14 protein-coding genes are annotated in these 15161 nt (G+C 45.8%); 8 read left to right on the top strand and 6 right to left on the bottom strand.

Translation table 11 applies throughout. From position 1 onward, the window contains the following. The first annotated feature begins 509 nt into the window (after positions 1 to 509). The 3 genes from gloA to PG915_RS21435 all read left to right on the top strand — a co-directional run bounded on the left by gloA (position 510) and on the right by PG915_RS21435 (position 2433). Positions 510 to 896, top strand: a complete 387-nt coding sequence (gloA, locus tag PG915_RS21425) for a lactoylglutathione lyase (protein WP_353499018.1) — start codon at positions 510 to 512, stop codon at positions 894 to 896. 26 nt (positions 897 to 922) lie between these two features. Continuing rightward, a complete protein-coding gene (locus PG915_RS21430; RefSeq protein ID WP_353499019.1) occupies positions 923 to 2020 on the top strand; it encodes an alkene reductase in 1098 nt (365 codons plus the stop codon). A gap of 137 nt (positions 2021 to 2157) precedes the next feature. Then, positions 2158 to 2433, top strand: coding sequence for a nitrogenase-stabilizing/protective protein NifW (locus PG915_RS21435; protein ID WP_353499020.1), 276 nt, complete (start codon positions 2158 to 2160; stop codon positions 2431 to 2433). Positions 2434 to 2519: 86 nt separating this feature from the next. On the opposite strand, the gene PG915_RS21440 is transcribed toward PG915_RS21435, so the two are convergent. Further along, entirely contained in the window at positions 2520 to 3953 is a 1434-nt protein-coding gene (locus PG915_RS21440; RefSeq protein ID WP_353499021.1) for a PTS transporter subunit EIIC, read from the bottom strand. A 262-nt stretch (positions 3954 to 4215) separates the two neighbouring features. On the opposite strand from PG915_RS21440, the gene PG915_RS21445 reads away from it, so the two are divergent. Next, the gene (locus PG915_RS21445) at positions 4216 to 5415 is read left to right on the top strand and encodes an enolase C-terminal domain-like protein (protein WP_353499022.1); all 1200 of its coding nucleotides are present in this window, start codon (positions 4216 to 4218) and stop codon (positions 5413 to 5415) included. Between the two features lie 39 nt (positions 5416 to 5454). Here the strand turns inward: PG915_RS21445 and PG915_RS21450 are convergent, their stop codons facing one another. Then, on the bottom strand, positions 5455 to 6168 hold the full coding sequence (locus tag PG915_RS21450) for a GntR family transcriptional regulator (RefSeq protein WP_353499023.1): 714 nt from the start codon (positions 6166 to 6168) through the stop codon (positions 5455 to 5457). A gap of 142 nt (positions 6169 to 6310) precedes the next feature. Continuing rightward, a complete protein-coding gene (locus PG915_RS21455) occupies positions 6311 to 6841 on the bottom strand; it encodes a glycosidase (protein ID WP_353499024.1) in 531 nt (176 codons plus the stop codon). 399 nt (positions 6842 to 7240) lie between these two features. On the opposite strand from PG915_RS21455, the gene PG915_RS21460 reads away from it, so the two are divergent. Continuing rightward, positions 7241 to 7732 (top strand): tetratricopeptide repeat protein, encoded by a 492-nt coding sequence (locus tag PG915_RS21460; RefSeq protein WP_353499025.1) that lies wholly within the window; start codon positions 7241 to 7243, stop codon positions 7730 to 7732. Between the two features lie 8 nt (positions 7733 to 7740). Here PG915_RS21460 and PG915_RS21465 read toward each other — a convergent pair whose 3' ends face one another. Beyond that, positions 7741 to 8757 (bottom strand): phytanoyl-CoA dioxygenase family protein, encoded by a 1017-nt coding sequence (locus PG915_RS21465; RefSeq protein ID WP_353499026.1) that lies wholly within the window; start codon positions 8755 to 8757, stop codon positions 7741 to 7743. Between the two features lie 293 nt (positions 8758 to 9050). On the opposite strand from PG915_RS21465, the gene PG915_RS21470 reads away from it, so the two are divergent. Continuing rightward, complete coding sequence (locus PG915_RS21470) at positions 9051 to 9317, top strand: hypothetical protein (RefSeq protein ID WP_353499027.1); 267 nt, start codon at positions 9051 to 9053, stop codon at positions 9315 to 9317. A 49-nt stretch (positions 9318 to 9366) separates the two neighbouring features. Here the strand turns inward: PG915_RS21470 and PG915_RS21475 are convergent, their stop codons facing one another. Then, positions 9367 to 10533: a winged helix-turn-helix domain-containing protein gene (locus tag PG915_RS21475; RefSeq protein ID WP_353499028.1), complete on the bottom strand. Its 1167-nt coding sequence runs from the start codon at positions 10531 to 10533 to the stop codon at positions 9367 to 9369. 11 nt (positions 10534 to 10544) lie between these two features. Further along, positions 10545 to 11885 carry an MFS transporter gene (locus PG915_RS21480; RefSeq protein ID WP_353499029.1) on the bottom strand — a complete coding sequence of 447 codons (1341 nt, stop codon included), beginning with the start codon at positions 11883 to 11885 and terminating at the stop codon, positions 10545 to 10547. A 410-nt stretch (positions 11886 to 12295) separates the two neighbouring features. Between PG915_RS21480 and PG915_RS21485 the strand changes: the two genes are divergently transcribed. Beyond that, a complete protein-coding gene (locus tag PG915_RS21485; protein WP_353499030.1) occupies positions 12296 to 14044 on the top strand; it encodes an ABC-F family ATP-binding cassette domain-containing protein in 1749 nt (582 codons plus the stop codon). A 198-nt stretch (positions 14045 to 14242) separates the two neighbouring features. Further along, positions 14243 to 15136 (top strand): homocysteine S-methyltransferase family protein, encoded by an 894-nt coding sequence (locus PG915_RS21490; protein WP_353499031.1) that lies wholly within the window; start codon positions 14243 to 14245, stop codon positions 15134 to 15136. Positions 15137 to 15161: the final 25 nt, after the last annotated feature.

Genomic DNA, 15161 nt, shown 5'->3' on the forward strand with positions numbered 1-15161 from the left:
TTAGCTTTTCGACGCGCTGAATGAGATTCCCTTTTTCAAGGGAATGACGGCAATTTTGAAGATGGCTTGAAGCACAAAACGGGGCAAAAATAAGCTATCCTCGTTACTCAGTTTGGGGAGTTGACGATATGATTCAGTGGGCGCGGCCAGTAGATTCCTGCCTTCGAAGGAATGACCGGATTTGGATTTGGGTTATTGACACAGAAAGGGGAAAAGTCGTGTTTGCTATAGCCGGTTCACACAACGTCTACCAAGTGAACTGACAGAGGAAAAGTGACAAACTCTACTGTCTTCTGACAAGAGCCTACTTCACAGTCGGCTTTTTAGTGGCCTGTCTGCATCATTTCTTTTCTATCATTCCAAAACGTTATGAAAATCATAATATATGATAATTTCACGTACTTTCCCTTTTGTCGTAACCTAGCGCCAGTTGGAAATCACCATTTCGCTTATGTCGTCGACGCTCCTATGCTGGTGAGCGTCCGCATAAGATTCAGGCGAGGGTAAATATGAAAGTTTTGCACACAATGATTCGCGTAGTGGACTTAGATAAGTCCATTAAATTCTACTCAGAAGTTCTTGGTATGAAGGTGTTAGACCGTTTCGAGAATGAAGAGTATCGCTATTCACTCGTTTTTGTTGGCTACGAGGGTCAAGATGCAGGCTCTACCATCGAGCTGACTTATAACTGGGACACAGACCAGTACGACCAAGGCAATGCTTGGGGACATATTGCGATCGGTTGTGAGGACATTTATGCAGCATGTGAGCGTATTGAACAGCTTGGTGGCAACATCACTCGCGCGCCGGGTCCAATGAAAGGCGGCGTAACTCACATCGCGTTTGTGAAAGATCCTGATGGTTACTCTATTGAGCTAATTCAATCGAGCAAATAATAGAGAACAGATAGAGGTAAATGATTATGACAGATTCAATGTTTCAACCAATTCAACTTGGTTCGCTTACTCTAAAAAACCGTATCGTGATGCCGCCGATGACTCGCTCTCGTGCATCGCAGCCAGGCAACGTAGCCAACGACATGATGGCCGAGTATTATGCACAGCGCGCTCAAGCAGGTCTTATTGTTGCAGAAGGCACTCAGATTTCTCCAATGGGTCAAGGTTATGCTTGGACACCAGGCATCTACTCGCAAGAGCAGATTGCGGGCTGGAAAAAAGTAACAGATGCGGTACACGCTAAAGACGGCGCAATTTTCGCTCAGCTATGGCATGTAGGCCGTGTTACTCACCCAGATAACATCGGTGGTGAACAGCCAATTTCATCGTCTGCGCTCAAAGCAGAAAACGTGAAAGTGTTTGTTGATAATGGTAGCAATGAGCCAGGTTTTGTTGACGTTGTAGAGCCACGTGCAATGACCAAACAAGATATTGAAGAAGTGATTGGTCAATACCGTCAAGCGGCTTTAAACGCTGTTGAAGCGGGCTTTGATGGAATCGAATTGCACGGTGCAAACGGTTACCTCATTAACCAGTTTATCGACTCAGAAGCGAACAACCGTGATGATGAGTATGGTGGTTCAATCGAAAACCGTCTTCGCTTCCTAGATGAAGTGGTTGCGGCAGTTGTTGACGCGATTGGTGCGGACAAAGTGGGTGTGCGTCTAGCCCCATTTACTTCACTTAACGGGACAGTCGATAAAACACCAGTAGAGACGTACACTGCAGCTGCACGCGTACTGGACAAACACAATGTGGTTTACATGCATATCGCTGAAGTGGATTGGGATGATGCGCCAGACACACCTGCTGAGTTTAAAACAGCAGTGCGTGAAGCGTACCAAGGTACCATTATTTATGCTGGTCGCTACAACCAAGAGAAAGCTGAGCAAGCGATCCTTGGCGGTCTTGCGGACATGGTAGGCTTCGGTCGTCCATTTATCGCAAACCCAGATCTGCCGAGTCGTATTCAGCACGGTTACCCGCTAGCACCGCACAACCCAGAGACTCTGTTCGGTGGCAACGAGGTTGGTCTTTTAGACTACCCGGAATACCAGGCGTAATTGACTATCTAACGCAAATTAACAAGATTAGGCTCGAGGCGAGGGGGCATCCTATTTATGGGAATGGCGTCTCGGGCTTCCTCTTTCTTGTTATCTCTAATACACTCTTCGTACCTTCACTTCTCTTTTCGGCTGCAATGAGCTTTACCGATATCCAAGACAAACTGGCCACTTTCTCTGCTCTTGAGCAGGTCTTCGACTATTTTGAAGTCGACTATGACCGCAAGTTTCTCGATGAATATCGTCTGCCACTTCTCAAGCGCTTTAATGGTTATCTGTTAATGCAAAAACCAGATGATTGGTTCGCTGCGAGGCGAGTTTTGCGTAACGCGTATTGCAAAATCCAGCGAGGCCGTCTCGATCCAGCAACACGCTCTGCATGCCGGGGATGTACGTCTTGTATTAGACGCTAACAAAAGCCGTAAACAGAAAAAGGCTCATAACCTAGTGGTTATGAGCCTTTATTTTATATCGTGTTTTGGATATTTAGCCGCTTCGCTTATTTGTCGTCAACGTTCACAAACATCATGGTTAGCGTGAAGGCCAGTGCAAATACACCGACAACGCCCAGTACTGCTTGAATGAAGTTCTGAGTACCGCTCGCCAAGTACGCTGGAAGGCTGAACACAGAAGACAGAATGTAGCTGGTTAGGTGAGTATCAATGGTCACTGAAATCGCACCTACGATACCTGCTGCTAGGCTCGCCATAAACAGAGCTTTTGTGTACTTAGTCAGTACGCCAAATAGCGCTGGCTCTGTGATACCAAGGATAGCGGTGATACCTGAACCTACTGTTACTGAAGATTGCTCCTTTGAAACGCGGCTGCGTTGTTTGTACCATACCGCCATGGTTGCACCAGCAATTGCTAGGTTACCTAGACACATAATTGGCATCAGTAAATCTTTTCCGTACAACGCAAAGTTGTTTAGGCTGATTGGTGTCATGCTGTGGTGGATACCAAACACAATCGTAATAGGACGAGTGATACCGAACACAAAACCAGTAAGCGTTGGTGAAATCTCTAGTAGTGAGCTCACTACCCAACCTGCGCCATTACTTAGCCACATACCTGCTGGAGCAACCAATGACAGTACAATGGTCGACGTCACTGTGAAGGCCAGTAGGGGGGTAAATACAGGCTTCGCAGAAGATGGCACAAAACGGTCAACGAACGGTGTCACTTTAGACAATACCCAAACCGCTAGGATTGCTGGCACGATAGCACCGCCATAGTTGAGCAGTTCGATAGGCACGAAGCCCAATACGGTAAGCTCAGGAGCGCTGCCCACTTCTTTTAACATTGCCGCTTTATCAACAAGCTTTGGAGCCAGCATCGCAGATGAAACCGCAAGAGCAATGTACTCGTTCACTTTAAATACTTTAGCGGCCGAGAAAGACACCAACATAGGAAGGAAGAAGAACACCGCGACTGAAATCGAGCGGAAGAAGAATACCGTGTCCGACGACTCTGAAATTACATTGGTTGCAATAAGGCCTGAAAGCAGGCCCATCAACATACCTGCGCCTGCAATCGCTGGAACGACAGGGCCAAAGATACCCGCGACGACTCGCATGGCATTTTGGAACAGTTTGCCTTTCTCTGCTTCTGAAATAGGCTCGTCAGTGGTCGTGCTTACGCCGGAAAGAGCGTTGTACCACTTCTCGACATCGACACCGATGACGATTTGAGTTTGACCTTGAGCAAGCACCACACCTTTGACACCTGGGATGGCTTCTAGTACGTCCTTGTTGGCTAGAGATTCATCGGCAAGCTTAAAGCGAAGGCGAGTCATACAGTGCGTGATGTTGATGATATTGTCATCCCCACCCAGCGCAGCGACAAGCGACTGTAGGCTGTCGTTGAAACGGCTTTGCTCGCTATTGGTATTAGTTTTTGAGTTCACGTCGTTTAGCGTTTCGGTTAGTTGCATAGTAGGATTTCCTATCTTCTACCGTTATTCGATGGGGCTATCATATCCAGCGATAAGATTTGTCCCAATCGAAAAAACAGAGAGATTCATCACATTAAATGCGTGAATTTACTAATTTTAAGCTATTTTTGGCGATTGGTTCGTTTTTCTTTAAAAAATCACATCGATAACGAACCAGTTAAAATTGGACATAAATTAGCGCTTGAATTTCATTATTTTTCGCTGTTAGATAGAATGAGATTTCATACTAAGAGCCCATATCGTGAAAGAAAACATCATTACAAATGTCCAGTGCATCATTACGAAACCGGACAGACATAATCTTATTACTGTTATCGTTGAAACAGAATCAGGCGTTACTGGCTATGGCTGTGCAACCTTTCAGCAGCGTCCACTTGCTGTAAAAACTATGGTTGATGAATATATTAAGCCTTTAGTTGTTGGTCGAAATGCAAATAATATTGAAGATCTGTGGCAAATGATGATGGTGAATTCATATTGGCGCAATGGCCCGGTTATTAATAATGCAATCTCTGGTGTTGATATGGCACTTTGGGATATTAAAGCTAAGCTTGCAAATATGCCTCTGCATCAATTGTTTGGCGGTAAATCTCGCGATGCTATTCAGGTTTACACTCACGCGACCAGCGACACAATGGAAGGTTTATACCAGCAAGTCGAAGAGTTCTTGGAGCAAGGCTACAAGCATATTCGCTGTCAGTTAGGATTCTATGGTGGCGTTCCAGAAAACATGCACACGACTGAACAGCCAACGGCAGGATCGTATTACGATCAAGACCAGTACATGGCGAACACCATCGATATGTTTAAAAAGCTTCGCGAGAAGTACGGTAATCAGTTCCACATTCTTCACGATGTGCATGAACGACTGTTTCCAAATCAAGCGTTGCAGTTTGCCAAGCAAGTTGAGCAGTACTATCCGTACTTCATCGAAGATATTCTGCCACCCAATCAAACGGAATGGTTGACGAACCTGCGCAGCCAAACATCTGTGTCGCTGGCACTTGGTGAGCTGTTCAATAATCCAGAAGAGTGGAAGTCGGTGATCATTAATCGCCAGATTGACTTCATCCGTTGTCACGTCTCGCAAATCGGTGGTATTACACCAGCACTTAAGCTGGGTCACTTATGTGAAAGCTTTGGCGTGCGCATTGCGTGGCACTGTCCACCAGATATGACACCGATTGGCGCAGCGGTGAACACGCACCTGAATGTGCATCTGCATAATGCCGCTATTCAAGAGCACGTGCATTACAAAGAGAATACTCGCCGCGTATTCCCGAATGCAGCAGAGCCGCGACAAGGTTTCTTGTATGCCAGCGAAAAGCCGGGTATCGGCGTGGAAATGGATGTTGAGGCAGCAGCGGACTTCCCGGTGGAGTATCGCGCTCATGAATGGACACAAAGCCGACTGCCGGACGGTTCAATTCATACGCCTTAATAGTTGGCAAATAAGAAATAAATCAAAACGACCGCTAATTTAGCGGTCGTTTTGATCTCGGTACTGTAAACTTTCGTTATTAAATTTGGTGTGATAAGTGCACTGGTAGTTAATATCGATAATGTCGCTGACAATAAACGCTTCACCAGAGGTTAAAAAACCTCGGTTGGTAATATTCATTGCAGAGGTTGAACGCTTGCACTGTAATATTTTTGCATCTTCTGATGATACGCTAACCGCCTTGTAACTAGTCAGGTAGCTGTCTATTCCTAACCCAAGCGAAAGCGCTAACTTTTGCAGCGAGCTTTCCACCAGGGTATCGTTCATCTTTGGGAATAAATGCACGGGTAAAATAGTCTCTTCAATTTGGGTGATTTTATCTTGCACTAGCCTTAAGCGTTTGATGTGCCAAAGATAATCATCTTCTCCGATAGAAAATACTTGCATCTCATGATGAGTGGGTACACGTTTATTGAGCTGAACTTTCTTATAAGAAATATGCTCAAAACTGTTTTCTGTGATGGAGTTATAAATTAATGGCGTGCCAATAATAGCAGTATTAACGTAATAACCGGATCCTGTTTTAGGCTTTACCACACCAATCGCTTCGAGTTTTGCTAGTGCCTTTCTAATTGAGAACCTCGACAACTGATACTTGTCGGCTAGCTCCCTTTCTGAAGGGAGTTTTTGGGTGATCACGCCTTGGCAGATTTTGCTGATTAGATCTTGAACCAGCTGTTCGTGCTTTTTCATTGAGGAGGGCAACAGTTGCAACAGATAAGGTTAATGATAGCGATGAAGGGGCTAAGTTGGCAAACGTATTCGCGGGATGAGATCGACGTTTTAGAACAAAGGCTGGATGCCAAGCGAGCAGTGCTCGCTCAGCACTAGAGATTTATTGGCATTGGTTAAGACTAACAGCAATAGGGTTCGCTTTTTCGTCAAATTTCACAGACCAAACGTATTTGCCAGTTGCTTCAATGGTTGACTTGGTATCTTTCCCGTAGCCACCCCATTTCAGTACTTTCGTTTCGCCAACGTTAAGGACTCGACCGTCTGCGGTGAACTGCGGTTTCCAGTCAGCTGCTGCATACTGCATTGAGTATTTACCTGGTTGCTCTTCGACTACGGCTTGATATAGGCCATCGCCTTTGTGTTCAAATGCGCGAGCGTCGATGTGTTTCCAGCTTGCACCAGGAAAGGTGCCAACGACATAAAGCTTTTTACGTACAGGGCCTGCTTCCGAAACTGTCGGGTTGTCACAGGCAGCCATCATGGCTGTGTCAACACCTGCTGGAGCTGCAGCTACTGCCGCCGTTGTTGCGGTTGCCGTCTCATTCGCTGAAGAAGTCGCTGGATCTGACGCACAGCCAAACATAAGTGCACTCATCACTGCCATAGACAGAGCAGATTTTATTGATGTCATGGGTTGTCCTTTTTTATTTTTGGTTAGGGCATCACCAATTTAATGTGCGCAATATCTAAGCAGCTCATCCTTTTGATTGAAGAGAAGGGGATGAGACTCAAGGATGAGAGTAGTAGGTCACAAAGCGTGCAACTATCTACTGGTGGATTTTTATGGTTTCAGAATGATAGGTTGAAACTTGTTGGCATTACTATATTTGTCGAGATTTTTCTCCTTTGGAAGTGTTGTTGTTAGAGATAAAAACCATTCGTATCAGATTGATAACAAGATCGGTTTTGGTGCATGTTAAGCAAAGGGGGGTTCTTGTTGGTCTCACAGCAATGATAAAGCAGGCTGTGGGTGAACAGAATGGCTCTTATTGCGTAGATAACAGAGCAAGTGACTGAAAAGGAGAACATCATGCGTCTACCAACTTTACTATTTGTGTTCGCTTTGTCTTCGTTTGGAGCGTGGTCCGCGGGTTCCAGCTCTAGTTATAACTCGTTGAACAAAGCCGAGCGCACTTACAATCAAGGCGTGGAACTTATGAAAGACAAACAATTTCTCGATGCTGAGAAAAAGTTTCGAGCTGCCCTCAAACGAGATAAAAACTGGGCGCAAGCACACAACAACCTCGCTTATACCCTACGTAAACAGGGGGCAGATCATTACAACACTGCGCTATTTCATTACAACAAAGCGATTTCTATCGCACCGTCGCTCCCTGAGCCATACATGTACCGAGGTGTACTTCATGTGCAAATGGGGAATCCATCACTTGCCAATGACGACCTCACCAAGCTGCGTGCACTCAAATCGCAACTGGCTGATGAACTTGAGTTTGTGATTGAAAACGGCGAAGAGAAAGCGCCAGAGCGGTTTTTTGGCGTCTCTGAGAAAGTTAAGGGTTAACCTTTGAATCAAGCAAGATGCCTTCGTCCTGGGTACATATTGATGTATTGAACGATTCTTGGGCGCACTCCTAAATTGGGACGGCTGCCGTGAGGGAGATGATGGTGCCAGATAATCATATCTCCAGCGTTGGCGCCAATTGGGACTGAACCTAAAGCGTGTAGGTCTTGTTGGTTAGGATCGGTATCTGTGGGCAAGCTTTGTAACCAGTTTGACAGTTTATGATGAAACCCCGGAATTAGGGTCAGGGCACCTTGTTCTGGTGGGGTATCGGTGAGGTAGAGTATTCCCTGTGTCGCGAAATCGAGTGGCTGATCAAAGTCGACATCCCAGTGTAGATCTGGCCCCGGAAATGGGTGACTTTCTCGCTGCGGGGCATGGAATCCGCATCGATCTGCTGTCACCCAAAGAGCGGGCGTATCCCAGAGCTGAGAGAAGGCTTTATGAATTCGCAAAGAACGGCGATTGGCTTCTAGCGCTTCGCTTTGTATCAGTTCTACCATGATCCCGGATGCTGTCTTTTGATACCAAGAACAGTGGTCATCAGACTTTGCGCCAACCGCTTTGTAAATCACCTTCTCAGCCTCTTGGCAGGCATTCAAATCCACAGCGTTTCTGATAATTACATAGCCATTTCTCTGCCAAAATGCGAGATCTTGCTGTGACAATACAGGTGGAGCGTTGTCAATCGCACTCAGCCAATCGTGAGTCTCTCTACTGTATGCTGAACCTGCTATATCGGCGTTAAGTCGCTCAATGCGACTTTTGCTTGGTTTGCCTGCCGTTGCGACAACCCAATCTTCAAATTCATCGAGTGAGGGCTTTTGAGCGTATAGAAACTGATAAGCTTGATTCAGCCCAATGCCAAGAGCATCTAAGACTAATCGATCAAGGTGTACATCTTGAGGGAAAGACTGGGTTTGTTGGTACCGCTTAGCGAACGTTGATGACCAGAGTCGCTTTAGGTGATAGACCCCAATTGGTGAAAGTTCGTTTGATGATGCGAGGGTAATGGGTAGTTCCATAGGTTTTAACTGTGTACTCAGAAGCTATTTGATGTCTATTTTAGGCGGTATTTTCATACTTATCTTATAGGTAAACGATAACCTAAGGTCCGGTCACAAAATGTCTAAATTGTAGATGGTGAATTTCACACTCTCTGTGTCAAATTCGCCATGTCAGAGAAGGTGTTAAAAATCTCAATGCTTTAACTTATTGATTTTTATTAATCTAAAAGTTGGCACCACATGTGCAACAGGGAATGGGCAAGTAAGGTAGTCTGCACATTTACCAATAACCAATCCCAAAGGGGCATATTATGAAAAGCTTACTCGTATCTACTCTTGGTGTAATCGCTATCACGTCTTCGGCTTTTGCCGCCGCTAACACGCTTGATAAACAGGAATGGAGCGAGGATTTGCATCATGATATGACGGCAATGAAGCATGAGGCAGTCGCCGATATTTCACAACTGAATCTGACAGAGATAGAAGCGCGCGACGAACGAATTGTAAAGCGCATCAAAGCTGAGCAATCTCAGCTGGTCAATAGTCATTGCCAAGGTGACGATGCCCCAAAGTCGTAATTGTGCCTTACTCGACGTTACCTAAGAATGTTTAACAAGCCAAAAGGTCTTAAGTAATGATCGTCTTATCGATGTTGTAGCTATCGCAGTGATTGAATGAGGCAAAGGAAGACAGCTCTTTTGCTAGGGCATGTTTGAACTCATCATGTCGCGATACTTGTGGCTCGATATAGAGTTTGGACACTTGAAGATGAGCACGATTTCGATGAGTCTTGCAATCCACTCGAGCGACTAATCGACCGTCCCATAAAATCGGCAGCACAAAATAGCCAAACTGTCTTTTGGCTGCCGGAACGTAACACTCGAGCAAGTAATCGAAGTTAAAAAACTTCCGCAGTCTATCGCGCTGGATGATGAAGCTATCGAAGGGTGAAAGCAGCTTCGCTTGACGACGGTTTAATCGCTTGTCGAGCAGTTCAAGGGATTCGGGAAGCACAAAATAGGCTTCACCGTTGACGGTCACTTGCTTGATTTTGCCCATCTCTTCTAGTTCTAGCAGCGCTTTTTTTACTAACGGTTTGGTCCCTTTTCGTAAATAACTCATCTCCAATATGGTGGCGATACCATGGATTTTAAGTGTGTTTAATACCAAAAATTGAGCGTATTCATCATCGGTGGGCATCCGTGTATCTACCCCATTTACGAGGACTCTCTCGGTCAAATCATACACTTTGTGAAACTTTCGACGCTCGGTGATCATCAGATCACCTTGCATGTACAGTGTTTCCAGAGCTTGCTTTGTGGGTTTATTTTCCCAGCCTTGCTTCTTTATGGTATTGACGTTAACCGCATCTTGAGCAAAGTCTTTAGCCATCAAAGGGCCATCAATGGTGATTTTACTCAGTACTTCTGCCATCAGCTTGGGATTCTTCTTAAACCAATGGTTTTGCTTACCCGACTTGAGCGCATGTTTTTGAGGTAAAGAGAAGCGATAGTTTTGCATATCGAGGTATGAAGCCGCGTGAGACCAATATTCATAAGCCACTTTATCTCGCACCATGCGATCAAGATGATCGGGTGAATAGCGGTGGTTTCGACTCCAAAGTGTATGGTGATGGGCACGCTGCACCACCGAAATAGTATCAATCTGAACATACCCCAAGCCTCTCATCGCTTGCACTGACTGCTGATAGGCTGTTCCAGAAACCGGCTGAGAAGGAAGGCCTTGTGACAGCAGCGCTAATTTTTGAGCTTGATTGAGAGACAAAGACTGCATGAACACCTCATTTATGACTGGTTGAACACGGGACGCTTTTTGTTGCTGAAGTAAAAGAACACGCTGAGCCCGATAAACAACGCGGTAAAGTAATAGAAAAACGATGACAGTGACGCTAAAAAGTCGAGGTGTTGCGCGATTTCTTGATCGCTATAACGTTGAGAAACCATCTTGTAGTAGTACGCATAGAGCATACCAATCATGCCGTATCCAAGGTTGAACATTAAGCCTTTGAAGCTGAGTGCGGTGGCTCTGTTGTGTGATTCGGTCTTTCTATTGAGATGATAGCTAATGAAGATATTTACCGTCATGGTAATGAACACCAATAACAGAGCCGGAATCACGCCATAAATTGGCCAGCCACGACTTATCCAGAAATAGGTTGCCATGGCGGCAAGCCCCATTAGCGTAATGAAGGACTTAGGTTCCACGCGCTCGGCCAGTCTGCGACTTTGTCCAGCCAATAAGATTTGGAATAGGCTAATGCCAGCGCCAATAAAACCGATATAGATGATCGGGATCTCAATGGCGCGGTAGTATTGACTGTTCATGGTCAAAAACATGCGTGAGGTGTGCTCAAATAAGCTGTAATAGAGCAAGATGAACATCACGTAAGGTGTTGATATTACCCATTTAGCCGTATCCATTGTTAGCCTTAGGCTGGCCATCGTCGATGCGACTTTTCCATCGGCATGTGGCGCGACTTTACGCTCTTCCTGCATGCTAGTGGCGGCATAGATGGCAACGAGCGCAACGAGTAAGGTGGCGTAGACTGGAATACGCATGATGTCTTGGGTGCTTTCTGGTCTTGCGAGACCAAACCATTCAGCGATACTACCCATCACGTTCACATCGTACATAGCAGCGCCAACTAAGGTGACAACGATGCCAACACTGGATGCGATGCGCAGCTGTATTTGAAGAACCTGCGGCCAAATTTCTTCCTTGCCCTGTTCTTTTAGCGTGTCGTAGGCGAGCGCTTCATCGGCGCCGCTGGCTAGCGACATAGCTAACCCACTTAACACCCGATTGACCAAAAATACCGCGAAGACCAAGTTAGCGTTCCCGGTGGGAACAAAGGCAATCATGGCGATCTCTACAAACATGACGATCGATGACAGCACCACGAGTTTTTTGCGACCCAAAGTATCTGCGAACGCGCCAGAAGGAACTTCAGAAATGACGATGGTCGCTGCCCAAACCACATTAAGCATGGCAAATTGAGAGAGGGTTAGGCCGTAGTCCAGATAAAGTAGAGTAAAAACCGGGTAGTAGAAGCGTGCAAAATAGCTGCTGCGAAACATCAAAAAGTAACGTACGTTTTTTATCTGAAGTATTTCTTTGACTGTCATTGAGTCTTCCGCTGTGAAGTTGGTATCTGAATGCGATATGGGTATAGGTATAGCCTGTTTTGGATGAGGATTAAAGTTTCTGCCTTTAAAATCAGTTAATTGCCTAATTTAATCTATAAAACGTGTCAGATAATCCGCTAGACTTCATTGCTTTAGTTGATAAAATAGACAACCTAAATTCAACCGAAAAGACAAGGAGGTAACCCATGAACCAGTGTGCATTATATTTTGCATACGTTTTTGCTTTTCAAGCTCGCTCAAGTTTTACCAGTATCGTGCTGCGATAACTGAGCTTGAGCGAGGACGCAATTTATACAGACTAACGAGAATCTCTTCTCTCTAGCTTACAGAGTTATTGTCAGCCCATTTTGACAATAGGTGCTTTGCGCCTTGAAAAACTTGAGTAAGCCATGAATACATTACTATCTGCACAATCCATTCATTTTCATACATCTTCAACACCGCTGTTTGAAGCAATCTCTTTCACCCTAAAGCAAGGTGATCGTATTGGCCTTGTCGGCCACAACGGTTGCGGAAAAAGTACCTTACTTCAACTGCTTTGTGGAAACAAAGAACCGCGTTCAGGGGAAGTTACGCTAGCGAATCATTGCCTCATGGAACAGGTAGAGCAGCATCTTCCACATGAGCTTGAACACGTTACCATGCTTGATGCTGTCGTTGCCAAACTACCAAAGGATGATCGCCAACAAGAGCTGTGGCGCGCGGAACTTATTTTGTCCGATATGGGGTTTACGGCAGCGCAATGGACGCTAACGGCGGGCACATTGAGCGGCGGTCAACATACTCGCTTGCTGTTAGCAAGAGCACTCATTAATAAGCCGGACTTGTTGCTTCTTGATGAGCCGAGTAACCACTTGGATTTGCCAACACTGCTTTGGCTTGAGCGGTTCTTAATTAACTGGAAGGGCAGTTTTGTTCTTGTGTCTCACGATAAGCGCCTGCTGGATAAGGTTACGAACTGCACCTGGATTTTAAGAGACAAATCTCTACATTACTTTCAACTGCCGTGTTCCGCTGCGCTGGTGGAACTCGCAGCCGACGATGAAACGGCCAAGCTGCGAAATCAGGCAGAGCAAAAGGAAATTGATCGGATCGAGAAAAGTGCTAAGCGACTGTCAGTTTGGGGGCGGGTTTACGACAATGAAGATCTTGCCAGAAAAGCCAAACATATGGAAAAGCGAGCTGAAAAGCTCAAAGATGCGCAAACGGAACTAACAGAAGGCACGCCTTGGAGGTTAATGCTAAACGGAGAAGCGATGAAAGCGAATCGCTTACTTGGTCTCTCAAATTTGGCGGTTAGACCGACGAATGACGCACAGACTTTATTTTCCGTGGACGAGCAAAGTGTCAAAAGTGGCGATCGTATTGCCATTATTGGCTGCAACGGTAGCGGTAAATCTTCGATGCTCAAGATGCTTTGGCAAACATACTCGCAAGCTATGAGTCTTTCTGACAGTGTTCAGTTTCACTCTCGCTGTCGATTAGGCTTTTATGATCAGAGCCTTAAACAGCTAAGTGACAACGAGACTTTAATCGACGCACTTGATGTGTTTACCGATGAGAATGAAGAGCGGCGAAAAATGGCACTGATTAGTGCGGGTTTTGCATTCAACCGTCATTCTCAACGTGTAAACGAGCTCAGTGGAGGGGAGCGCTCCCGACTCTTGATGCTTGGTTTGTCGCTGGCAAATTACCACCTCCTAATGCTTGATGAGCCGACCAACCACTTGGATTTGGATGGTAAAGAGGAGTTGGCCTCAACGCTTGGAACATTCGATGGTGCAGTACTTTTGGTGACCCATGACAGGGAACTGATTGAAAAAAGCTGTAATCGCTATTGGTTGATTAAAGACGGGGCGTTGACACAGTGGCATGACTTACAGAGGTTGTATGACGAGATTGACAGTGGTGAAACAGAGAGTACCAGTGACAACTCAACTCAATTGAGTTCTTCAGATTCTAGTACTCTTTGTGCAGCTTCAAAAATCATCGATGAAGATTGGTTGCTGGATAAACTATTTCAGCTCGAAAGCTTGTTAGAGGCCGATGTACAACGTAAGCCAAAACATCAGAAACCAGCGTTACAGCAGCAATGGCGAGATGAAATTGAACAAATTACGTTGAGACTGCATTTGTAGCATCGTCTGCTCTTAATTAGACCGATAAGCTAGAGTCCTAACCAAGGTGCATCAGGTGAAAGCCTTGATGCACTTTTTGTATGTCGAGGAGCCTGAAATAAGCGGATGAAAATAACTATGTGTAACCCCCATTCATGTTTGGCTCGTTTGTGGTTTAATAGCGTCTCTTAGTCACGCTTTTAACAGCAGTAGGTAGATATGAAAGCAGTAACTATTTTAGATGGTGGTATGGGGCGAGAGCTAGAGCGTATCGGTGCGCCGTTTTCTCAGCCTTTGTGGAGTGCCCAAGCGCTGATTGAGTCGCCACAGTTGGTTAAACTGGCGCATCATGCTTTTATCGATGCGGGCTCCGAGATCATTACAGTGAATAGCTACGCTTGCGTGCCGTTTCACCTTGGCGATGAGGGATACGCTCAGCAAGGTGCAGCGCTTGCCAATAAAGCCGCAAAACTGGCTCGTGAAGCGGTTTCTGAATCGACGCACAACGTGCTTGTTGCAGGATCGCTGCCGCCGGTATTTGGCTCCTATCGACCAGAGCTGTTTCAATATGAGCGAGCGAAAGCGATCACTTCCGAGCTGATGCAAGCGCAAGATGAGTATGTTGATTTGTGGCTAGCTGAAACCGTTGCCAGTGTTGCAGAAGCGAAAATGTATCTAGAGCTGTTTAACGCAACTCAAAAAACCGCCTACCTTTGCTTTACCTTGCAAGATGAATTAGACCAGCCTGCATTGCTTCGTTCCGGAGAAACAGTGGAAGAGGCCGTCGAGCAATTATTAGAGGCTGGTGGGAAAGGGCTATTCTTCAACTGCTCTATCCCAGAAGTGATTGCCCAGGCGATTGAAGTCGTGAATAGCATCACCAAGCGTAACAACAAGAGCTTGGAAATTGGCGTGTTTGCCAACAGTTTTACGCCGATTAAATCGGGACATCAAGCCAACGAAGCGATACAAACCGTTCGTCACTTTTCTCCTGAAGAGTATCTCGATTTTGCCAAACGTTGGCATGAATTAGGGGCGACTATTATTGGTGGTTGCTGCGGTATTGAACCGAGGCATATTGCGCTGTTATCCACTTGGAAGCAAGAAAGCTAGACAAGGTTAGAGTGATAAAGACACT

The sequence above is a fragment of the Vibrio sp. CB1-14 genome (assembly GCF_040412085.2).
Taxonomy (GTDB): Bacteria; Pseudomonadota; Gammaproteobacteria; order Enterobacterales; family Vibrionaceae; genus Vibrio; species Vibrio chaetopteri.